The sequence below is a fragment of the Oceanicaulis sp. genome (genome assembly GCF_965249665.1).
GTDB lineage: Bacteria > Pseudomonadota > Alphaproteobacteria > Caulobacterales > Maricaulaceae > Oceanicaulis.
The window spans coordinates 418,533-439,775 of the sequence record NZ_OZ252247.1 but is presented as its reverse complement, the minus strand read 5'-3'; the positions used below and the strand labels follow the sequence as shown (position 1 = coordinate 439,775).

Sequence of the window (21,243 nt, the reverse complement as noted above, 5' to 3'; positions counted from 1 at the left end):
AAGACCGGCATACCGGTCAGGGGATAAAAGAGGTTGGTCATGAGCAAGTTTGTAGGTCGTTTGTTGATTTTGGGGTTGCCGGTCGCGGTGCTGGTCGCCTTCATCCTTCTGTACATCGTGTTGGCGGCGGCTGCGCCGCAGGCGGAGCGCGCGGAAGTCGTCGCGCGGCCGTCTGCGGTCTTCGTCACCGAAGCCCAGCTGAGCCCGGTGCAATTGTCGGTCACCACCCAGGGCGAGGTCACCCCGCTCACCGAGATTGACCTGACGGCGCAAGTGTCGGGCCGGATCACCTATGTAAACCCCAATTTCGTGGATGGCGGTTTCTTTGAAGCGGGCGAAGTGCTCGTTCGTCTGGAAGACGCCGATTATCGCCTGGCTGTCACCCGCGCCGAAGCCCTGGTCGCCCAGAGCCGTCAGGCGCTGGTGCGCGAAGAAGCCGAGGCCGAGCTCGCCCGCGAGGAATGGGCCTCTCTGGGTGAGGGCGAAGCCAGCGCGCTGACCTTGCGTGAACCGCAAATGGCTGAAGCCCGCGCCCAGCTGGCCTCGGCCCAGGCCACTCTGGATGAAGCCCGGCTCAATCTGAGCCGCACGCGCATCACCGCTCCGTTTGAAGGCCGTGTGCGCACGAAGTCTGCGGATCTGGGCCAGTATGTGGGCCCGGGCGCACGGCTGGGCCGCGTCTTCGCCACCAATCGGGTGCAGGTGCGTCTGCCGCTGACGAACGCGGAGCTGGCGACCCTGAACCTGCCGCTGGCGTTTCAGGCCAATGAGGCCAATCCGGGCCGTCCGGCGCATCTGAGCGCGAACGTGGCCGGTCAGCTGCGCAATTGGGAAGGTCTGCTGGTGCGCTCTGAAAGCGCCATCGACCCGCAGACCCGCACCATGAGCGCCATCATCGAAGTTGAAGACCCTTACGGGCAAGCGGCTGAATCCGCCGGCGCCCCGTTGGCCGTGGGCCTGTTCGTCACCGCCCAGATTGACGGTCGCGAACTGGACAACGCCATTGTGCTGCCGCGCAGCGCCTTGCGCGGCGCTGACCAGGTCTTCGTGGCCCAGCGGGACGGCACGCTGGCCATCCATCGCGTGACGGTGATCGACACCACCGCCGAGCGTGTTGTTGTGACGACTGGCATTGAGCCGGGCGACCGCATCGTCACCTCGCCGCTCCGCGGCGCAGCTGACGGCATGCTGGTGCGCGCGCTGGACGCCAATGGCGATCCGCTCGACCCCGAGCCGAACGCGGAAGACGAGTCCGAAGATGAACCCGCCACGGATGCGATGGTTGAACAGACCACCACCGCGTCTCGGGCCAACTAATCAGGATTGAGGAGAACGATCATGGTTCATAATCCTGAACATGACCAACACACCGGCATCCTGGCCTGGTGGGCCAAGAATTCGGTGGCCGCCAACCTTTTGATGCTGATCGCGCTGATCGGCGGCGTTGTGGGGTATTTCTCCATGCAGCGGGAGAACAATCCCGGCGCCGTCTTCCCTGGCGCGTCGATCTCGGTCGCCTGGCCGGGCGCGTCGCCCCAGGAGATTGAAGAGCAGATCATCGTGCGCATCGAGGAAGCGCTGAGTGATCTCGATGGTGTGGACGAATTGTCCGCTGTCGCTCGCGAAGGCTCAGGCTCGGTCTATGTGTCCGGTCTGCCCAGCCAGGAAGCCTCTGCCTTCATTGACGAAATCAAGCTGCGCGTGGACTCCATCAACAATCTGCCGCGCGAATCCTATCGCCCGCAGGTTTCACGCTGGCAGAACTCCGACCAGATCGCCGGCTTCGCCTTGCATGGTCAGATTGAACGCCGCGATCTGCAACGGATCGCCCGTGAAATTCGCAACGAGATTTCCTCCACCATCCCCGGCGCCTCTCTGGTCGAGATCATGGGCACGTTGGGCGAGGAGGTCGCCATCGAAGTGTCTGAGGAAGACATGCGCCGGTATGGCGTTGGCTTCGCCGAAATCGCTCAGGCGATCGCCAGCACCTCCATCAACACCTCTGCCGGCTCGGTTCGGACAGATCTCGGCGATGTGCGCATCGCCTCGCGTGAACTGGCGGACACCGCCTACGATTTTGAAAACATCATCGTGCGTCAGACCCCCGATGGCGGCGTGGTCCGCGTGGGTGATGTGGCGACCGTGATTGACGGTCTGGTGGACGCCAATCTGAACGCCACGTTCGATGGCGAGCAGATGGTGATCATCGCGATCCGCTCCACCGGCAGCTCGGACATTATCGATGTCTCCAACGCCATGAAGGAGTATCTCGAGCGTAAGAACACCGAACTGCCCTCCACCGTACAATTGTCGGTCTGGTGGGATGGTGCGGACCAGTTCAATTCGCAATTGCAGGTGATTGGCTCCTCGGCCTTGCTGGGTCTGGTGCTGGTGCTGGGCATTCTGGTGCTCTTCCTGCGACCCATCGTGGCCTTCTGGGTGACGATCGGTATTGCGACCGCTTTCGCCGGCGCCTTCCTGGTGCTGCCGATGATCGGGCTGACGCTGAACTTCCTGTCGCTGTTCGCCTTCCTGATCGTAATCGGCGTGGTGGTTGATGACGCCATTATCGTGGGTGAGAACATTCACGCCCGTGTGGAACGGGGGGAGCAGGGGCTGACCGCTGCGGTTGTGGGCGCCCAGATGGTGGCCAAACCCGTGGTGTTCGCCGTCATCACCACCATGATGGCGTTCGCGCCCTGGATGATGCTGTCCGGACCTGAGGTTCAGTTCACCCGCCAGATCTCGCTGGTGATCATCGCGGCGCTGAGCTTCTCGCTCATTGAATCGCTGCTGATCCTGCCGGCGCACCTGGCGCACATCAAACCGCAACGCACGGATGGGTTCTTCGGACCGTTCCTGAAATTCCAGGCGATGATCGCTGACAGCCTGCTGGGCTTTGCGCACGCAGTGTACGCCCCGCTTCTGGCGACCGCGATCCGCTTGCGCTACGCCACCTTGACGTTCTTCATCGGGGTGTTCGGCCTGGCGATCGCGCTGCAGATGAACGGCTATGTGAAGTCCGCCTTCATGCCGGAAATCGAAAGCGATCTGATCCGGGTCAACATTCAGCTGGCTGAAGGCACGCCCTGGTCGCGCACCGATGAAATCCGCGCACGGCTGGACGAGGCCGAGCTGGAAGTTCAGCAGGCCTATCGTGAGGAGTTCCCGGACGAGATTGACATGATCCGCTCGCGCTCCACCCTCGCCACCGATGGTGCGGTACGGGCCTGGATCAACATCGCTCCGCCGGAAAATCGTCCGGGACGGATCCCGACGGCGGATGTGGCTCAGCGTCTGCGTGATGCGCTGGGTCCGGTGCCGGACGCCGAGGAGATCCGGTTCGAAGCGACGCTGAACGATAATGGTCCGGCCATTCAGTTCGCCATCAACCACCCTGATCTGGACGTTTTGCGGTCGGCGGCGGCGGAGCTGCGCCAGCATCTGGCGACGTTTGAGACCACCTATGACATCGTCGACAATCTGCAATCCTCTGCTGACGAGCTGCGCCTGACCCTGCGTCCCGACGCCCGGGCGCTGGGCCTGACGCTGGCGGATGTGACCCGTCAGGTGGGCCAGGCGTTCTACGGCTATGAAGTCCAGCGCTTGCCGCGGGACGGCGAGGATGTGCGGGTGATGGTCCGCTATCCCCGCGAGGCTCGCAACAGCCTGGATGCGGTGAACAATCTGCGCATCCGCACCAATGACGGCCGCGAAGTGCCGCTGGCGGCTGTGGTCGACGCCGAGTTTGCGCCGGGGATCAACCAGATCCGCCGCCGCGAGCGCCAGCGCACCGTGACGGTCAGCGCCGAGCTGACCGATAATGACGCGGCGGCCAGCATCCGTGAGGAGCTGCAGGAAGAGTTCTTCCCGCAATGGGAAGAGCGCTATCCGGGCATCTCCACCGGCGCCATTGGCGAGGCGGAGGGCGAAGCCCAGTTCCTGGCCGAAGTCATTCAGTATCAGCTGATGATGCTGGTGATGATGTATGTCCTGCTGGCGGTGGCCTTTAAGTCCTACGCCCAGCCCATCATGATCATGACCGCCATCCCCATGGCCTATGCCGGGGCGGTGTTCGGTCACCTGATCCTGGGCGAGCCCTTCGCGCTGTTCTCGATGTTCGGCATCGGGGCGGCGGCCGGGATCGTGATCAACGACAACCTGGTGCTGGTGGACTTCGTGAACCGGCTGCGCGATCGCGGCGTGGGGGCCATGCAAGCCCTGGTGGATGCAGGCGTGCAGCGCTTCCGTCCGATCCTGCTGACGACGGTCACCACATTTATCGGCATCCTGCCGATGATTGCGGAACGCTCCACTGCGGCGCAGTTCCTCAAGCCGATGGTGATCTCGCTGGGCTTCGCGGTGATCTTCGCCCTGTTCCTGACCTTGCTGATGGTGCCGGCGCTCTATGCGATCGGCGCGGATATCGGCCGCTTCTTCAAAGGTCTGTGGACCGGCGAGAAGCAGCCGCGGATCGGCGACAGCTATATCGGTCATGACTCAGGCCCGGACGGGGTTGATGTCGGGCATCCCGAAGAGGGTGCGGCTCCGGCTGAGTAACCCGTCTGACGGTCGCGCGGGGCTCTGCCTCACAGGCCCCGCGCGACACTGTCTGGCTGTTCGCACGCCTGATCCTCACGAAACGGACCGACAATCCGTTTGCCGAACAGGAGACGCGTTTCGATCTGGTAGACCAGCCTTGGATTGAAACCGTTGAAGCCCGGCGCCTCGGCGCCGGGCTTTTTCATGGGCTTAGTCGCATCTTTCAGCAATTTCACTTGTCATCCACCTACTCGACCATGAGTGTGTGCCACAATTCTGACATTGTCCGGTGCGCCGGGCAGGCGTCAGCTATGACGACCAAGGGGAAACCATATGAAACAATTGCTTTTGTCATGCTCGGCGCTCGCCGTGCTCAGTCTTGCGGCGTGCGGTCCGACCGACACGTCTGCTGATTCAAACGCTGGCCAGGAGGTCGCCGCCTCGACCGAAACCGCCGCCGCGCCGGTTTATGGCACGTTTGGTTTTGACGTGGACGGCATGAACACACAGGTTCATCCCGGCGACGACTTCAATCAGTACGCCAACGGGACCTGGCTGACGGAAACCGAGATTCCAGGCGAGTTTTCTCGCTTTGGCACCTTCTCGATCCTGGCGCTGGAAGCGGAAGAACAGGTTCAGGCGATCATTGATGACGCCGCGGCTCAAGGCGGTGAAGCCGGCTCCAACAGCCAGCTGGTGGGCGATCTGTACGCCTCGTGGATGAATGCGGACGCCATCGAAGCGGCGGGCGTCGCCCCGTTGCAGCCGTATCTGGCTGAAATCGATGCGGTCGAAACGCTGGATGATGCGGCGGCCCTGTTCAACTCGATCCACCATCAATCGCCTTATGGCTTTGCGGTCTGGGCGGATCCGTCCGACCCGACCGTCAATGCGCTGCGTCTGTTCCAGGGCGGTCTGGGGCTTGGCAATCGCGACTATTATCTCGAGGACACCGAGCGCTTCCAGCAATATCGCGACGCCTATCGCACCTACATCATCCGCCTGCATGAACTGGCCGGTCTTGAAAACGGGGAAGCCAACGCCGACGCCATTCTGGCGCTGGAAACCCGCATCGCCGAGGCGCACTGGACCCGCGAAGACAGCCGCGATGTGACCCTGACCTACAATGTCATGACCATGGACGAGCTGGACGCGCTGGCGCCGTCCTTCAACTTCTCTGAAGGCGCGCAATCGCTGGGTCTGGACGTTGAAAACCTGATCGTGGTGCAGCCCACCGCCATTGAGCAGACCTCCGCGATCTTCGCCGAGACCGATATCGACACCATCAAGGCGTGGATGACCTTCCATTTCATCTCCGACCGCGCCTCCTGGCTGCCGTCCGCGTTTGATCAGGCGAGTTTTGAGTTCTTCGGCCAGACCCTGCGCGGTCAGACCGAACAGCGTCCGCGCGATCGCCGGGGCGTGAACCTTGTGGGCGGCGCGCTGGGCCATGCCGTGGGCCAGATCTATGTGGAGCGTCACTTCCCGCCGAGCTCGAAAACCCAGATGGAAGACCTGGTCAACCGTTTGACGGTGGCCTTCCGCGGTCGCCTCGAGCAACTGGAATGGATGGATGACGAGACGCGCGAACAGGCGCTGACCAAGCTGTCCACCTTTGAGCCGCGCATTGGCTATCCGGAAATCTGGGACACCTATGACGGCCTGGAAATCTCCGCCGATGACTATTTCGGCAATCGGGTGAGCATGGCCGAACGCGGCTGGGCGGAGCAGCTGGAAGATCTGGCCAATCCTGTTGATCCGCGCGAGTGGAGCTGGCCGCCGCAAATCGTCAACGCCAGCTACAGCCCGCTGCAAAACCAGATCACCTTCCCCGCCGGCATTCTGCAGGCGCCGTTCTTTGACCCCAACGCCGACCCGGCGCTGAACTTTGGCGGCATTGGCGGCGTGATCGGCCACGAAATCGGTCACGGCTTTGACGATAACGGCCGCCGGTATGACTCTGAAGGCCGTCTGCGCGACTGGTGGACCGAAGAGACCAATAGCCGCTTTGAAGAGCGCTCCTCCGTGCTCGCCGAGCAGTATGACGGCTTCTGCCCCATCGACGGCATGTGCGTGTCCGGCCGGTTGAGCATGGGCGAAAACATCGGCGATCTGGGCGGCCTGCAAATGGCTTACACCGCCTGGCGTCAATATGTGGACGAAGTCTATGGCGGCGAAGCGCCGGTGATCGACGGTCTGACCGGCGACCAGCGCTTCTTCCTGGGCTGGGCGCAAGTCTGGCGGAACCTCTACACCGATGACGCCCTGCGCGCTCAGCTGGTGCAAGGTCCGCACAGCCCGCCGCGCTACCGCATCAATGGCGTCGTGCGCAATCTGGACGCCTGGTACGACGCGTTCGGCGTCACCGAAGAGCACGAGCTCTATCTGCCGCCGGAACAACGCGTGCGCATCTGGTGATCGCACATCGTGCATCTTTATGACTGACGACCCCGGGTGGTTCGCCGCCCGGGGTTCTTTTTGCCCCAGATCGGGCAGGGCGAGCCTGGAGCACGCCCTGAGAGAAGGAAGAGACGAATGCCCAATATGTTCCGTGCCGGACTCTCCGCCGTCGCCCTTATGGGGGCGGGCTTCAATGCAGGTTTCGCCCAAGCGCCGGACTGGGCCGACCAGGCCGACGCTTTGATTGACGCGCACTGGACGGCGCAAACGACGGGCGTTTCGGTTCTGGTGCGTCAAGACGGCGAGATCGTCTATGCGCGCGGGGCCGGATTGGCCAATCTGGAAACGGGCGAGGCCGTGACCCCGGACACTGTATTTCGTCTGGCCTCCATCACCAAACAGTTCACCGCTGCGGTGATCTTGCAGCTGGTGGATGAAGGCGCACTGTCTCTTGACGACACGATCGGCGACCTGTTTGAGGGCTTTGACGAGCCGGGCGCCAGCGCGACGGTGCGCCAGCTGCTCAATCACACCTCCGGCATCCAGTCCTACACCAGCATTCCCGGCTGGATGGTCGAAGCCAACACCAACAGGGCCTATACGACCGATGCGCTGATCGCCGAATTCTCCGGCCTTCCGTCTCCGAACGCTCCGGGCGAGACCTATGCCTATAACAATTCAGGCTATGTTCTGCTGGGCGCCATCATCGAGATGAAGACCGGCCAAGCCTGGCACGAAGCCATCAAGGCGCGCATCGCGGATCCGCTGGGCCTGGAAACCCTGCGCTATGGCGAGGATAGCGCGAGCGCGGCAAGCATGGCCACCGGCTACACGGTCAATGACGCGGGTGCGGTCGAACCCTCGACCTCCATCCATATGAGCGTGCCGCACGCCGCAGGGGGGCTGGTCGCAAACACGCAAGACCTGACGCTTTGGCTGGACGCGCTTCATGGCGGAGAGATCGTTTCACCGGCGCTGTATCAGCAAATGACGACGCCAACCGAGATGGCGGACGGCACGGCTATTCCTTACGGCTTCGGCCTGTCTCTGGATGATGTGCGCGGTCGATCCGCCATCGGTCATAGCGGCGGGATTTTCGGGTTCAACACGGACAGCGTCTATGTGCCGGACGACGCTGTGTTCGTCACCGTGCTGGTCAATTCAGATCAGCCGCCGCTCGATGCGGGCGTCTTGATGCGGCGTCTGGCCAGCTATGCGCTGAACGATCCCTATCCGCTGTTTGAAACCGTCGAGATCGATCTGGCGAGCCTTGAAGATCTTTACGGGGTTTATGCGATCGAAGGCACAGAGGATACGCGCCAGTTCTTCGCCCGTGACGGTCAGCTTTACACGCTGCGTTCTGGCGGCAGCGCCAGCGAAGTCTTTCATGCGGGCGACAACCGGTTTTTCTATGGTCCGAACAGTCTGACCTGGTTCGAGATCGTCTCATCAGCTGATGGGACGTCTCAGATGAACATGCACCAGCAAGGCGCCAGTGAGGCGGAACCCGCGCTCTGGTCCGGTCCTGTGCCGGAAGAGCCGGAGGTCATCGCGCTTCCCGCCAGCACGCTTGAAGCCTATGTGGGCGCATACGCGCTGGGGGCTGCGGTGCTCGAGATCCGGTTCGCCGGGACCGGCGCCTTGGAAGCCCAGCTCACAGGTCAGGGTCCAATCGCCATCAACGCCATCAGCGAAACCGTGTTTCTTGTGTCCGGTGTCGATGCGCGCCTGATCTTCTCCTCCGGGGCGCCGGCGCCGTCTGTGACGCTGCAGCAGAGCGGTCAGGAAATCCTGGCGGAGCGTGTCACCGATTAAGCGTCTGACGCGCCTTGAACGCACTGGGCCCCGGGCGCGTCGCGTCCGGGGCTTTGTGTTCCGATGACGCTCTAGCTGTGCAACGCCTGGGTTTTGACCGGGGCGAAGCGGTTTTCGCCATCCTGCGCCGCGTAGACGGTGAGGCTGAGCCCTTCAAGCGTGTTGTCAAAGAGGTTGAAGCTGGGCGGTTCGCCGCGTGTGCGGTGAGACAGCGCCGTGCCGGCGCCGACAAACCAGCACGCCTTGCCGTCCGGGCGGCGCTGGGGCAGGGCGAACACCTGGTGCAGATGCCCGGTCACCACCAGGTCCACGCCGGACTGAACGAACACCTCGGCCGCCTCACGCCCGCCATGGGTCTTGGCCCGGCCGGTCAAACCGCCCGGCGCCACCAGCGGATGATGGGCGGCGACCACTTTGAGACCGTGAAAGTCTGACAGCGACTGAGCGATCTTCGCGGCGTGCTTGGGATTGGCCCGGCCCAGCGACCAGTCGAACTGGGCCTGAAGCCCCCGCGCGGTGAGAAAGGATTCCACCGCCGCTTTTGCGGAGCGCCAGCTGGGCGTGACGCCCTGGCCAAGCCGCTTTTCAAACCGCGCCCAGGGCGCGGCGACACGGGCGGCGAGATTGAGATAGGGCGTGTCATGATTGCCTGGCGCGGCGATGACAGGCGCATCAATGGCGCTGAAGAAATCTCGGGCGGCGTCAAATTCCCGTCGGCGGCCATACTGGGTGAAATCACCTGAGGCGATCACCGCGTCGGGCTTCAGCGCCGACAGGCTGTCCAGCAGCGCCTCGGGCAGTCCGGGGGATTCAGCCCCGAAATGCAGGTCAGAAATCTGGGCCAGTCGGGTCATGCGTCAGCCTCCGGAGCGGCGAACAGGGCGGCGTTGGGTCTGAGTGTGATGCGCAGCGGTGTTTTCAGGGTCAAGGTTTCGCCATCCAGCATCACGGTCACCTTGGAGGGTCCATCCAGCACGGCGCATTCATAGGAGCGTTGGGGCGCGAGCTCGCCCAAATTCAGCATCTCGCTCAAAAATGCGGTCAGGGCGCCCAGGGCGTCGGACACGTCATCGGTATGGGTGAAAATGTGCTCGAGCACCTCCTCGCCCGGCCGCGCGCCATGGATCATCGTCACCGCGCCGCCGGGAATGGTCATCAACGCATTGGCGCGGCTCAGCTTGCGCACTTCGTCATCATCCAGCGTCAGGCGCAGGCGGGTCTTCAGGAACGCACGAAGCGCCTGGCGCAGGCGGGAGAGGGCGCGCAGCGGCTGACGGCCGTCTGCGTCAGGCCGCAGGGCTTCGCGCGCTTGCCCCACGCGCACGGGGAAACCCGCCATCAAGGCGCAAAAAAACAGATTCCCCTCCACCTCGCCGGCATGCAGCGGCTCGATGGGGTAATCAGGCGCTTCTCTCAGAATGGTCTCGATGGAGCGGTCGCCATAAAGCCGTTTGGGCAGAAGATTGGCTGTTCCGAGCGGCAGGGCGATCACCGGGGTTTTGCACTGGGTGCGCACCAGCTCGTTAAGCACCGCCGCGGCTGTGCCGTCCCCGCCCGCCACGGCGATATAGTCAGACTCTGCCGTGCAGGCTTGATGGATGCACGCCTCAAAGCCGTCTTCGCAGTCATGTACGATCACCTTGGCCCAGTCGGCGGAACGCGTGACCGCTTCCAGAACTTTGTCCTTGCCCAGTTCACGCGTGGTTCCGGAATGGGCGTTCAGCACAAGCGACAAGGATTTCAAACGTCTGCACTCCTTCGAGAGAGCTCACCCTGGGCTATGGGCGCGGGGAAGTCAGGCGAGATGCTTTGATCCGTCACAATCTCGCGTTAAACCAACGCGCAAGTTAGATGAGGGATCCATCATGATCATCCGCGCCGCTCTTTTCTCTGCCAGCGCCCTGACGCTCGCCGCCTGCCAGACCGTGACCGTCCAATCTGATATCGACTGGTCGGGCCGCGATGATGCGGCGCCTGAGGCCGTCGCGGCGCCGGCCGAATTTGACGGTCCGGGCGCGGACTGGCGCACATTGGCCCAGTCTGAAATCCTGGACCGGTTGAACCGTCCCCGCCGGGAAGGCCAGGCTCGCAATGTGATCGTGTTCATCGCCGACGGGATGAGCCCGGCGACTATCACCGCCACGCGCATTCTGGACGGCCAGAACCGCGGCGAGACCGGCGAGGAAAACTATCTGCCGTTTGAACGCTGGGGCCATACGGCGCTGATCAAGACCTATTCTGAAAACGCCCAGGTGCCTGACAGTGCGGCCACAGCCACCGCGATCCACACGGGCGTGAAAACCCATTCGGGCGCGATCTCGGTCTATGCGCGCGACACCCTTGAGCCCTGCCAGGGCGGCCCGGTTCCGCAAACCCTCGTCGAGATGGCGGAAGCGCGCGGCCTGTCCACCGGCATCGTCTCTTCTGCGCGCCTGACCCACGCCACGCCCGCCACCGCCTATGCCCATATCACCAGCCGGAACTGGGAGAGCGATGCGAGCCTGCCCGCCGATGCCGTGGCGGCGGGCTGCACCGATATCGCCGCGCAGCTGATCGGGACGCGCGAAGCTGCGGCCTATGGCGATGGTCTGGAGGTCGCCTTGGGCGGCGGACGGGCGGCTTTCGTCACCGCGGATCAGGGCGGCCAGCGTCAGGATCGCGATCTGACCGCCGCCTGGTCTGATCTGGGGGGTGTGTATGTGGAGGATGCTGACAGCTTCCGGGCGCTGGACGCGCAGGATGACGCGCCGGTTCTGGGCCTCTTCACCCGCTCTCACCTCAGCTATGAGCTCGATCGCGATCCGGCGGAAGAACCCTCCCTGGCCGAGTTGACCGCATTCGCCATTGAGCGCCTGTCACAGGATGAAGACGGCTATTACCTGATGGTGGAAGCGGGCCGTGTGGACCATGCCCATCACGGCACCAACGCCGCCCGCGCCCTCAATGACGCGCTGGCCTTCGCCGAGGCGGTGGAGACCGCTGAAGGCCTGGTGGATCTTGACGACACCCTGATCCTCGTCACCTCTGACCATGGCCATGTGTTCACCATTGCGGGCTATCCGCGCCGGGGCAATCCGATCCTGGGTCTGGTGCATCCGCCGGCTCCGAACCTGACCGATGCGCCCACCCCGCCGCTGCCCGCACAGGACGGACGGCCCTACACCACGCTGGGCTATCATAACGGGGCGGTCCTGCGTCCGCGCGGGGCTGATGCGGAACCGCTGACGCAAGAGCAGGTGCTCGATCCCGATTATCGTCAGGAAGTGGCGATCCCCATGGGCTCAGAAACCCATTCCGGTGATGACGTGATCGCCTTCGCCGTCGGCCCCTGGGCGCACCTGGTGGACGGCACGATGGAGCAACACACCCTCCATCACGTCATCACCCATGCGTATGGCTGGAGCGCCACCGCCGCCATGATCGAGGCGGATGACGACGCCGATGAAGACGAGGGTGAGGATGATGACGACTAGGTCGCTTCAGTCCTGACACGAAAAGCCCCGGTCGATGTGACCGGGGCTTTTTTGTTGGGGTTTATCGGCTTGATCGCTTGTCAGACGGCAGCGTGGGACAGTCCCATCACCCTCCAAAACGAAACCGGACGCCGCCATTGATGATGAACCCGTCCGTGTTCTGCCAGATGTCCGTCGTCCACTGTCCATCAAGCGCACGTGTGGGTCTCAGGATGGAATCCTGATCGCTTTGACGCACATCGAGCAGGTTTTCGAAATTGATGAACAGGCTTGTGGAGCCGAGTACGATTTCGCCTAGCAGCCCCAGATGCCAGTATGGCTCGCTTTCGCTGCGGTAGGGGTTGTCATAGAGGGCTTGCTCGCCAGTGTAATAGGCCTCGAAGCCGACGCGCCCCTGCCCATGACGCTCCCACATGGCGACAAAGCCCGCCGAGTGCTCCGGGGTGAGCGGCAGCTCGCGGCGTCCCGGCGCTTCCGGATTTGGCTCGCTAGCGTCGAGATAGAGGTAGCTGCCCGTGACTTTGAAGTCGCGCCAGTAATAGCGCATCAGCAGTTCGCCGCCCCGGATTCGGGTCTCGCCGTCGGTGTTGATCAGACGGACGGCGTCCAGAGGTCCGCCCGGCGTCGTTGCGAACGGAGCGAGACGTGTAACCCCGTCAACGTCCGAGGCGAACACGGTCACTCCGGTTTCGAAGCCTCCGGCGCGATAGCCCACATCGAGCGAGGTGGTCGTTGCGGTTTCAGCCTCAATCCCCGTCAGGGGCTTCAGTCTCGACAGTCCCGCCGCTTCTATCGCTTCGACAAAGGGCGTCGGCGCAAAGAAGCCCTGACCCCATGAGCCGCGAACGGTCCAGTTGTTCGGCTTGTACAGCACCGAGACGCGCGGGCTGGTCTGCATCCCGTATTCGCTGTGATCGTCGATGCGAGCGCTCACCGACGCTGAGAGCACGTCGCTGAAATCATGGTCAATCTGACCGAACACGCCCGGCGTCTCGAAGCTGTAATTGAAAGCCGGGAAGGTCTCGGAGTCGTATCCGTCGGCCTGATAAGCCAGACCGAGAATCCAGTCCGTCCGTTCACGCGCACCCGACAGCGAGGCTTCCAGCAAGAGCGTGTCGTGGGTGTCGATTTCTACGACATCGCCAAAGCGGTGCTCATGATCCTGCACCATGCCTGCGGCGCGAAGATTGAGGTCGAGGGCGTCCATGAGCGGGCGCGTCGCCGTCAGCCCAAGGTCCAGTCGGGTCGTGTCCTGGTTCTGCGGGAAAGGGTCGCCGCTTGGAACCGTGAAGCCGTCGCGGGTCCCGCCATCGCGTTGCTCGGTCATGAACCCAAGCGTCAGATAGGCCGTGGAGCCGTCCGCCCCCTCATAGTGCAGGCGAGGCCGCGCCGAGTATCGTTCATATCCCGGCATGTCGATCCAGCCGTCATCATCGAAGTCCACGAGGCTCTGACGGTGTGCGCCGGTGGTGAGGGAGGCGGCGAGCTGGTCGTTCAACGGTGTCGAGGCGAAACTGGTCAGGTCCTGGCCGTCACGGCTGGTCGTGTTGAACAGGACTTCGGCATAGGGCGCATCGCTCGGTGTTCGGGACACAAGATTGATCACGCCGCCGAGCGCCGAAGCGCCATAGAGCGAAGACGCTGACCCTTTGATGACCTCGACCTGAGCCAGATCAGTCGGCGGAATCTGCAGCAGCCCGATGGACGCGGCCTGCCCGCCGTAAAGCGGCAGTCCGTCGGAAAGCAGCTGGGTATAGCGCCCATAAAGGCCTTGCATCCGTATGTTGCCTGCGCCGAGCGCCGGAGAGGTCACCTGCACCCGCACGCCGCCGGTCTCGTTGACGAGAACGGCGATGTTGCCGGGCCGCATGATCGCCTTTTCCTCGATCTCTTCGCGATTGATCACTTCAACCCGAACCGGCTGATCTTCAACGCCTCGTCCAGTCCGCGTGGCGCGAACGATAATCACGTCATCGCCATGTCCGTGGTCATGAGCGTGGTCTTCATCATGTTGGTGATCATGTTCGTCATGCGCGTTGTGCTGCGGGTCCAGCGCGAAAGCGGTCTGAAAGCTGCTGACAAGGATTGTAGAAGACAACAGGGCGAAGAGGCGGGTCTTGGTCATGGATCTCATACGGTTGGGAAGGAAGACAAGACGGCGTCAGACAGACGCGTCGCGAGTTGGAGGAAGGATTTCGCCGTCCTCGCGCATTTCATGGATGGCCTGGCGGATGGTCTGCACGACGGACCACAAGAACAGGCTCGCCATCAGTTCTGCGGCGGCGATCACCGCCACATTTGGGTTGCTCGGCGCAATAGGAGCCGGACATCGCTGATCCCTTTCCGCTTGCCTTGGGCAGGTCTGAGGGACACATACGATCTACAGTGACTATAGATACAAGAGTGAAGCTGCATGACGCGCACATACGCCATTGGTGAGCTTTCGCGACGCACAGGCGTCAAGGTGACGACGATCCGGTATTATGAGCAGAACGGCTTGCTGGCAGCGCCTGAGCGCGCCGAGAGCGGTCATCGGCGCTACGACGCCGCCGCCCTGGAAAGGCTGGGCTTCATACGACAGTCGCGGCTTTTGGGATTTGATCTGTCAGCCATTCGGGAATTGCTCGAGCTCTCCTCCGACCCGGATCGTCCTTGCCAAGCTGTGGATGAGATCGCGCGTCGACATGCCGCCGGGATTGAGGACCGGATTCGTCAATTGTCTGCTCTCAAATCCGAACTCGATCGTGTCATTGACGGGTGCGGCCACAGGCGAGTCGGCGACTGCCATGTCTTGCAATCCATCGCCGACCGGACGGCGGCCACAACAGATTAAGGCCTTTCAGGACATGTTCTCAACGCGTCTTGTGCTGGCCTGAAACACAGCCACATGCTTCATGAGATTCGAGCTGACGTGGTCTTTAAATGAAACGCCCCGGTCGATGTGACCGGGGCTTTTTTCATGTCCACTTTCCCGGCGCAGGCCGGGATCCAGAGATCATAGCACGCCAAATCTGCGGCTCTGGGGCCCGGCCTGCGCCGGGGAAGAGGGGTTTGGCCCCCCTAAATCACCACCTCGTCCGCTGGCTCTCGCAAATTGTAGCGGCTGGCCATGACCGCGCCATAGGCGCCGGCTTCGGCGATGGCGATGACATCGCCTTCTTGCGTTTCCGGCATCAGCCGGTCGGCGCCCAGAAGGTCTGCGCTTTCGCAGATCGGGCCGACGATAGACGCGAGGCCGGCGCCCTCTTGGTCATAGCGGCTGAGGTTCACGATCTCATGGCGGGCGCCATAGAGCGCGGGGCGGATCAGCGAGTTCATGCCGGTCCCAAGCCCGATAAAGCGGGTGCCGAAGGCGTGCTTGACCTGGGTGACGCCGGACAGGAGCACGCCGGCTTCGGCCACCGGATAGCGGCCCGGCTCCATCCAGATTTCATAATCGGGCAGGGCCTGTTTGAGCGTGGCGAGCTCGGCGTCCACTTCTGAGAGGTCGAGCGCAGGCGCTTCGGCGCTTTCAGGCACGCCCAGGCCCCCGCCCACATTGAGGATGCGGATGTCGGAGAAGCCTTCGGCGGCGCGGGCCAGAATGGCGCCGATTTCGCGCCAGTGATTGGCTTCCACCACGCCCGAGCCCGCATGGGCGTGAAGCCCGATGACGCTCGCGCCCGCCTTGGCGGCGGCGTCGCGGGCGGCGTCGAGCTGATCAAGCGGAATGCCGAATTTCGCTTTCGGGCCGGCGGTCTGCACATGCTGGTGGTGACCACGCGGACGGTCGGGATTGATGCGCAGGATGATCTCCGCGCCCTTGAACATGTCCGGCCATTCGGTCAGCGGATGCAGGCCGTCAATGGTGAGGTTGGTCCCAAGCGCGATCGCAGCAGCGTATTCATGGCGCGCGGCGAAATTGGGCGTGAACAGGACTTTCTTCGGGTCGAGGCCGGGGAAGGTGTCCTTCAGGCGCATCAGCTCGCCCGGCGACACGCATTCAAAGCCGAGGCCCGCCGCGAAAATGGTTTTCAGCACCTCGGGATGCGGGTTGGCCTTCATGGCGTAAAAGGCGCGATTGACGCTCTTGATGTTCGCCACCGCGCTGGCGCGGGCCTTGACCGTCTCAAGGTCATAGACATACCGCCCGCCGGTTTGCGGGGTCAGGCTGATCAGCTGGTCACGCTTGGTCACCCACCACGGATCAGGGCGCCGGGGGGTGGCGCTGCCGGTCTCATTCAGCTCCGCCCAGCTCGGCCCGAAGACAGGACCGGAGGGAGCGGGCGCGATCAGCTCTTCATGCAGGCGCGCGGCGAGGGCGCGGCCTTCACTTTCATCCACGACGACCGTGAAATTGAGATCATTGGCGGCCTGGCTGACCAGCCGGATGGGCTTGTCCTGAAACATCTCAAGCGCCGGGGCGAGCTTGTGCAGAATGCGCCGCACGCCATACCCCACAAGCGAGACTGCCGCGCCGTCCTCGATGATTTTCACCCGGCAGAACGGCTCAAGCCGGGCGCGCAGGGCGTCGAGCCGCGCCTGATCGAGTGAGGGGTCGGGATCGAGGCTGACGGTGATGTTGGTTTCAGAGGTCGAGACCAGATCCACCGACACGCCGCACGCTTTAAAACAGGCGAAGACATCGGCGAGGAAGCCCGCCTGCCGCCACATGCCGGCGCCCTCCATGGTGACTATGCGCACGCCGGTCTTCACCGACACGGCTTTGAGTTGCGGCGCGTCATCGCCGGGCTCGGACGTGATCAAGGTCCCGGCCAGTTCAGGCCGCAAGGTGGAGCGCACTTCGACCGGGACGCTCGCGCGCCGAGCCGGACCGATGCAGCGCGGATGCAGCACCTTGCCGCCCATGGTGGCGATTTCCTGCGCCTCGTCATAAGAGAGCGCCTGCAACAGCCGCGCGCCCTCGGTCAGGCGCGGATCCGCGCTGAACAGGCCTGGCACATCGGTCCAGATCTCGAGCTTCTTCGCTTCGAGCTTGTTGGCGAAATACGCCGCCGAGGTGTCTGACCCGCCCCGGCCGAGCAACACCGTCTCGCCATGGCGATTGCGGGCGATAAAGCCCTGGGTCAGCACAAGGTCCGCGTTTGCCAGGCGCGCCTGAAGCGCCGGATCGAGGCCCTCGATGACGGAATTGGACAGATAGCCATTGGCGTCCCGGGCGTCAGACGAAGCCGTCAGCGCATCACGCGCATCAAGAGAGACCGGGCTCAGCCCTTCCTGACGCAGGCGCTCCATGCCGAGCGCGCTCGCCATTTGTTCACCCAGGGCCAGCAATTCCGCGCGCACGCGCGGGCTGGCTTCACGCACCAGGGCAATGCCGGCGGCCAGCCGGTCCAGTGTCTCAAAATGGGGCGCCAGCAGGCGTGTCCCGTCCAGCGCGGCGGCTTCGGCAAAATCGAGATGGGTCGCCTTGATGGCCGCGATCTCGGCGCTGACATCCCCCAGAAGCGCCTGATCCGGCAGGGCTTCGAGACGATTGGAGACGCCGGACAGGGCCGAATGGACGATCAGCACCTTGCCGTCCGGTGCATCCTGTTTGATCCGGGCCTTCGCAAGCTTTGCGATCACGGCCCAGTTTTCCGGCTTGGCCACAGAGGTGCCGCCGAACTTCAACACAGTCCAGATACGGGAGGCAGGCAGGGATTGATCAGTCATCGGATCGTCCAGAATTACAACGCAAGGGTCCACATAGCCCGCCATGCTGCAGTGCGAAAGTTTTCATTCGCGGTGTTCTCTTTACCCCGGTCCAGGCATGGCGTAGGGCAAGCGTGAAATTTCCAGGTATCGCATGGGGATGCGTCATGTTTCGGTCATTTGTCTATACGATTGCCGCCTGCAGCACGCTGGTGCTCGCCAGCTGCGCCAGCGTCTCTGACACAACCTCCGCTCCAGAGCTGGCGGCGACCGCGCAGCCTGAGCGCGTGCTGCTGATCGGGCTCGATGGCATGCGTGCGGATTTCCTGGATCTCTATGACGCGCCCACCCTGGAGGCGCTGGCGGCCCGCGGCGTGGAGGCCGAGCGCATGATCCCGGTCATGCCGTCCAAGACCTTTGTGAATTTCTATTCCATCGCCACCGGGCTTTACCCTGAAAATCACGGCATCACCGACAACGCGCCCTATGATCGCGAGGCGCGCACGGGGTTTGTAAATCCCATGGCCGCCCAGGATCCGTTCTGGTGGCAGGGCGAGCCGATCTGGACCACCGCTGAACGCGAGGGGCTGACCAGCGCCATCATGTTCTGGCTGGGCTCGGAAGTGGCGCATGACGGCCTGCGTCCCTCGATCTGGATGCCCTATCAGCATGACAAGCCCTATCAGGAACGCGTGGACGAAGTGCTGGCCTGGTATGACGCGCGCGCTGCAGACCAGCCTCGTCTGGCGGCGGTCTATTTTGACCACGTGGACAGCGTCGCCCATCGCCACGGGCCTGAGACCGCGGCGGTCGCCGAAGCCGTGGCGGAGGTGGACGGATATGTGGGCCAGCTGGTCGAGGGCTTGCGTGCTCGCGGGCTTCTGGAGACCACCAATATCATCATCGTCTCTGATCATGGCATGGCCCAGCTCTCTGAGGATCGCATCGTGGCAGTGGATGACTGGATCGATTTTGATCGCGTGTACTCGCCGCATATGGAAGGACGCTGGGGCGCGGGGGCGCAGCCCTATATCTTCCTGTTCTCTGAAGACGGAGATCAGGCCGCGATCGATGAGGCGTATGACGCAATCAACGCTTCGGGCAATGACCATGTGGTCGCCTACAAGGCCGGCGAGATGCCCGATCATTACCGTCTCGACCATCCCACGCGCGGCCCGGACCTTCTGGTGGTGGCCGAGGCCGGCTGGAGCCTGGTGGCGCCAAGCCTTGAGCAATCGCCGCGGCGCATCCTTCCGGGCAATCACGGCTATGACGCTCTGGACCCGGTCATGGGCGCGACTTTTGTCGCCGCCGGCCCCCGCTTTGACGGGGTGGGCGAAGTGTCGGCGTTCGAGAACGTCAACATCTATCTGATGATCGCTTGCGCGCTGGGGCTGGACCCTGCTGAGACTGACGGCGATCCTGCTGAGGTGGCGCGCGTGACCGGCGGGCGCTGCCCCGCGCAGTAAGTCGCACGCTCGGGGTGGTCATCCCGGCTTGGAAGCGCGCGGAGATAGCGGTACGACTTAAGAACCGCGCGTCGAGCGCACCTGAGTTTCAAGGAGGCCGTCATGGCAGACGAACCGCATCGCATCACTTTCCTGGCCAAGACGTTTTCGGCGGCGGCTCTCGAGTTTCATCGCGGCCGCATGGCCGAGCGCGGCTATCGCATGGAAGGCCGGATCGAACCCACCGCGTTTCAGATGATTGACGAAGACGGCAAGACCGAGCCGGTGTTTGACGGCGAGCCGCTGTTCACGGTGACCTTCGTCAAGCGCGAGGACTAGGCCTTGGGCGATACCGACATCGTGTCCCACGAGGCTGTCGAGAAGACCTTCAAACGCGCCGCCACCGCCACCGAGGCGGTGGATCGGCTGTGCGTGATGTTTGAAGCGTCGGTGAAAGCGCTGCGTGAAGAGCTGAAAATCTATCTCGAGGGCGGCCCGCCGCCGTCCGAAGCGGATCGCTTCGCGGGCGCCTTCGCCTATCCGGCGCTGCGCATCATCTACCAGCCTGACGGCGCCGTGCCGCCGATCAGTCGCGCTTTCGGCAAGTTTTCCGAAGCGGGCGTCTACGAGCAGACGATCACGCATCCCGAACAGTTCCGGCGCTATCTGGTCGAGCAGATCGAGTTGTTGTCCGACATGTATCCGGTGAAGATCGAGACCGGCCTGTCGGTGCAGGAGATTCCCTTCTCCTACGTGCTCGACGGCGCAGATGATCTGGATATGGATGCGGCGTCGCCGGCCGAGCTGGTGCGCCATTTCCCCTACGCCGATCTGGCGGGGATTGACGATGCGCTGCCCAATGGCGAGCGGCCCTCCATCGCCGGACGGCCTCGCCCGCTCAGCCTGTTTGACGCGGTGCGCACCGACTATTCGTTGCAGCGCATCCGCCATTACACCGGCACGCCCTATGAGGATGTGCAGCCCTTCATCCTGTTCACCAACTATCACCGCTATGTGGATGCGTTCGTGGATTGGGCGGTCGAGCAGGTCAAGGACGAGAACACCGAGTATGATTCTCTGTCCGCGGCGGGCTTTGTCCATGTGGACGCCAGCACCGAAGACCCGATCGGCGAGGTCAGCGCCGCGCCCTGGCGCCGGTTCCAGATGCCAGCCTATCATTTGAAGACCAAGGATGGCCGCGGGATCACCCTGGTGAATATCGGGGTGGGGCCGTCCAACGCCAAGAACATCACCGACCATCTGGCGGTGCTGCGCCCTGAATGCTGGATGATGATCGGCCATTGCGGCGGTCTGCGTCATTCCCAGCGTCTGGGTGATTACGTGCTGGCGCACGCCTATCTGCGCTATGATAGCGTGCTGGACCGCGAATTGCCGGTGGAGATCCCGATCCCGCCCATCGCGGAAATCCAGCTCGCCCTGCAAGAGGCTGTGGAGACGGTCAGCGGCGATGATGCGGGCGAGCTCAAGCGCCGTCTGCGCACCGGCACGGTGGTGACATACGCCGACCGGAACTGGGAGCTGCGCTATACGCAAGAGGCGCGGCGCATCAACCAGTCGCGCTCCATTGCGGTAGACATGGAAAGCGCCACCATCGCGGCCAACGGCTTCCGCCTGCGCGTGCCTTACGGGACGCTGTTGTGCGTGTCGGACAAGCCGCTTCATGGCGAACTGAAACTGCCTGGCGCGGCGAACCGCTTTTACGCCAAATCAGTCTCTGAACACCTGGCGGCGGGCATTGAGGCGGTGGAGATCCTCAAGCGGCAGGGCGCGGACGCCCTGCATTCGCGCAAGCTCAGAAGCTTTGACGAGCCGCCCTTCCGCTAGGCGGCGCGATCTGGGTCCTGTTTGAGGGGCGGCCGGTTCAACCGGTCGCCGCAGCCCCTTTATCGCAATGCGTACCTCTAACACGG

The 21,243-nt window shown here is 63.3% G+C and carries 15 protein-coding genes; 9 read left to right on the top strand and 6 right to left on the bottom strand.

What is annotated here, in order from left to right:
- The first annotated feature begins 39 nt into the window (after nucleotides 1-39).
- On the top strand, nucleotides 40-1,317 hold the full coding sequence (locus ACP154_RS02205) for an efflux RND transporter periplasmic adaptor subunit (RefSeq protein ID WP_421857267.1): 1,278 nt from the start codon (nucleotides 40-42) through the stop codon (nucleotides 1,315-1,317).
- A gap of 21 nt (nucleotides 1,318-1,338) precedes the next feature.
- Nucleotides 1,339-4,560, top strand: a complete 3,222-nt coding sequence (locus ACP154_RS02200; RefSeq protein WP_421857269.1) for an efflux RND transporter permease subunit — start codon at nucleotides 1,339-1,341, stop codon at nucleotides 4,558-4,560.
- Between the two features lie 29 nt (nucleotides 4,561-4,589).
- On the opposite strand, the gene ACP154_RS02195 is transcribed toward ACP154_RS02200, so the two are convergent.
- Nucleotides 4,590-4,778: a hypothetical protein gene (locus ACP154_RS02195; protein ID WP_421857271.1), complete on the bottom strand. Its 189-nt coding sequence runs from the start codon at nucleotides 4,776-4,778 to the stop codon at nucleotides 4,590-4,592.
- 97 nt (nucleotides 4,779-4,875) lie between these two features.
- Here ACP154_RS02195 and ACP154_RS02190 point away from each other — a divergent pair, with 97 nt between their 5' ends.
- Both ACP154_RS02190 and ACP154_RS02185 read left to right on the top strand, forming a co-directional pair.
- Nucleotides 4,876-6,960 (top strand): M13 family metallopeptidase, encoded by a 2,085-nt coding sequence (locus tag ACP154_RS02190; protein ID WP_107711470.1) that lies wholly within the window; start codon nucleotides 4,876-4,878, stop codon nucleotides 6,958-6,960.
- Nucleotides 6,961-7,077: 117 nt separating this feature from the next.
- Complete coding sequence (locus ACP154_RS02185; protein ID WP_421857273.1) at nucleotides 7,078-8,757, top strand: serine hydrolase domain-containing protein; 1,680 nt, start codon at nucleotides 7,078-7,080, stop codon at nucleotides 8,755-8,757.
- A gap of 71 nt (nucleotides 8,758-8,828) precedes the next feature.
- On the opposite strand, the gene ACP154_RS02180 is transcribed toward ACP154_RS02185, so the two are convergent.
- Nucleotides 8,829-9,611: a metallophosphoesterase family protein gene (locus ACP154_RS02180; RefSeq protein WP_421857275.1), complete on the bottom strand. Its 783-nt coding sequence runs from the start codon at nucleotides 9,609-9,611 to the stop codon at nucleotides 8,829-8,831.
- Nucleotides 9,608-10,501, bottom strand: a complete 894-nt coding sequence (locus tag ACP154_RS02175) for a diacylglycerol/lipid kinase family protein (protein WP_421857277.1) — start codon at nucleotides 10,499-10,501, stop codon at nucleotides 9,608-9,610. Before ACP154_RS02175 ends, ACP154_RS02180 begins: the two co-directional genes overlap by 4 nt.
- Before the next feature lie 121 nt (nucleotides 10,502-10,622).
- Here ACP154_RS02175 and ACP154_RS02170 point away from each other — a divergent pair, with 121 nt between their 5' ends.
- Nucleotides 10,623-12,230, top strand: a complete 1,608-nt coding sequence (locus ACP154_RS02170) for an alkaline phosphatase (RefSeq protein WP_421857279.1) — start codon at nucleotides 10,623-10,625, stop codon at nucleotides 12,228-12,230.
- A gap of 106 nt (nucleotides 12,231-12,336) precedes the next feature.
- Here ACP154_RS02170 and ACP154_RS02165 read toward each other — a convergent pair whose 3' ends face one another.
- Together ACP154_RS02165 and ACP154_RS02160 are read right to left on the bottom strand one after the other, a co-directional pair.
- Nucleotides 12,337-14,355, bottom strand: a complete 2,019-nt coding sequence (locus ACP154_RS02165) for a TonB-dependent receptor domain-containing protein (RefSeq protein ID WP_421857281.1) — start codon at nucleotides 14,353-14,355, stop codon at nucleotides 12,337-12,339.
- A 36-nt stretch (nucleotides 14,356-14,391) separates the two neighbouring features.
- The gene (locus ACP154_RS02160; protein WP_421857283.1) at nucleotides 14,392-14,526 is read right to left on the bottom strand and encodes a hypothetical protein; all 135 of its coding nucleotides are present in this window, start codon (nucleotides 14,524-14,526) and stop codon (nucleotides 14,392-14,394) included.
- Between the two features lie 117 nt (nucleotides 14,527-14,643).
- On the opposite strand from ACP154_RS02160, the gene ACP154_RS02155 reads away from it, so the two are divergent.
- Nucleotides 14,644-15,063 carry a MerR family transcriptional regulator gene (locus ACP154_RS02155; RefSeq protein WP_421857285.1) on the top strand — a complete coding sequence of 140 codons (420 nt, stop codon included), beginning with the start codon at nucleotides 14,644-14,646 and terminating at the stop codon, nucleotides 15,061-15,063.
- Between the two features lie 227 nt (nucleotides 15,064-15,290).
- Here ACP154_RS02155 and ACP154_RS02150 read toward each other — a convergent pair whose 3' ends face one another.
- Entirely contained in the window at nucleotides 15,291-17,885 is a 2,595-nt protein-coding gene (locus ACP154_RS02150; protein WP_421857287.1) for a bifunctional aspartate kinase/diaminopimelate decarboxylase, read from the bottom strand.
- A 146-nt stretch (nucleotides 17,886-18,031) separates the two neighbouring features.
- Here ACP154_RS02150 and ACP154_RS02145 point away from each other — a divergent pair, with 146 nt between their 5' ends.
- From ACP154_RS02145 to ACP154_RS02135, 3 genes are all read left to right on the top strand, one after another.
- The gene (locus tag ACP154_RS02145) at nucleotides 18,032-19,333 is read left to right on the top strand and encodes an ectonucleotide pyrophosphatase/phosphodiesterase (RefSeq protein WP_421857289.1); all 1,302 of its coding nucleotides are present in this window, start codon (nucleotides 18,032-18,034) and stop codon (nucleotides 19,331-19,333) included.
- A 102-nt stretch (nucleotides 19,334-19,435) separates the two neighbouring features.
- Complete coding sequence (locus ACP154_RS02140; protein ID WP_107711462.1) at nucleotides 19,436-19,651, top strand: AMP nucleosidase; 216 nt, start codon at nucleotides 19,436-19,438, stop codon at nucleotides 19,649-19,651.
- A gap of 3 nt (nucleotides 19,652-19,654) precedes the next feature.
- Nucleotides 19,655-21,157: an AMP nucleosidase gene (locus ACP154_RS02135; RefSeq protein WP_421857291.1), complete on the top strand. Its 1,503-nt coding sequence runs from the start codon at nucleotides 19,655-19,657 to the stop codon at nucleotides 21,155-21,157.
- The last annotated feature ends 86 nt before the right edge of the window (nucleotides 21,158-21,243 follow it).

What these genes read in the sequence shown, in the direction of transcription:
- ACP154_RS02185 (WP_421857273.1), top strand. Translation starts at nt 7,078, where the DNA reads ATGCCCAATATGTTCCGTGCCGGACTCTCCGCCGTCGCCCTTATGGGG.
- ACP154_RS02155 (WP_421857285.1), top strand. Translation starts at nt 14,644, where the DNA reads ATGACGCGCACATACGCCATTGGTGAGCTTTCGCGACGCACAGGCGTC.
- ACP154_RS02205 (WP_421857267.1), top strand. Translation starts at nt 40, where the DNA reads ATGAGCAAGTTTGTAGGTCGTTTGTTGATTTTGGGGTTGCCGGTCGCG.
- ACP154_RS02145 (WP_421857289.1), top strand. Translation starts at nt 18,032, where the DNA reads ATGTTTCGGTCATTTGTCTATACGATTGCCGCCTGCAGCACGCTGGTG.
- ACP154_RS02165 (WP_421857281.1), bottom strand. Translation starts at nt 14,355, where the DNA reads ATGACCAAGACCCGCCTCTTCGCCCTGTTGTCTTCTACAATCCTTGTC.
- ACP154_RS02170 (WP_421857279.1), top strand. Translation starts at nt 10,623, where the DNA reads ATGATCATCCGCGCCGCTCTTTTCTCTGCCAGCGCCCTGACGCTCGCC.
- ACP154_RS02190 (WP_107711470.1), top strand. Translation starts at nt 4,876, where the DNA reads ATGAAACAATTGCTTTTGTCATGCTCGGCGCTCGCCGTGCTCAGTCTT.
- ACP154_RS02150 (WP_421857287.1), bottom strand. Translation starts at nt 17,885, where the DNA reads ATGACTGATCAATCCCTGCCTGCCTCCCGTATCTGGACTGTGTTGAAG.
- ACP154_RS02200 (WP_421857269.1), top strand. Translation starts at nt 1,339, where the DNA reads ATGGTTCATAATCCTGAACATGACCAACACACCGGCATCCTGGCCTGG.
- ACP154_RS02180 (WP_421857275.1), bottom strand. Translation starts at nt 9,611, where the DNA reads ATGACCCGACTGGCCCAGATTTCTGACCTGCATTTCGGGGCTGAATCC.
- ACP154_RS02140 (WP_107711462.1), top strand. Translation starts at nt 19,436, where the DNA reads ATGGCAGACGAACCGCATCGCATCACTTTCCTGGCCAAGACGTTTTCG.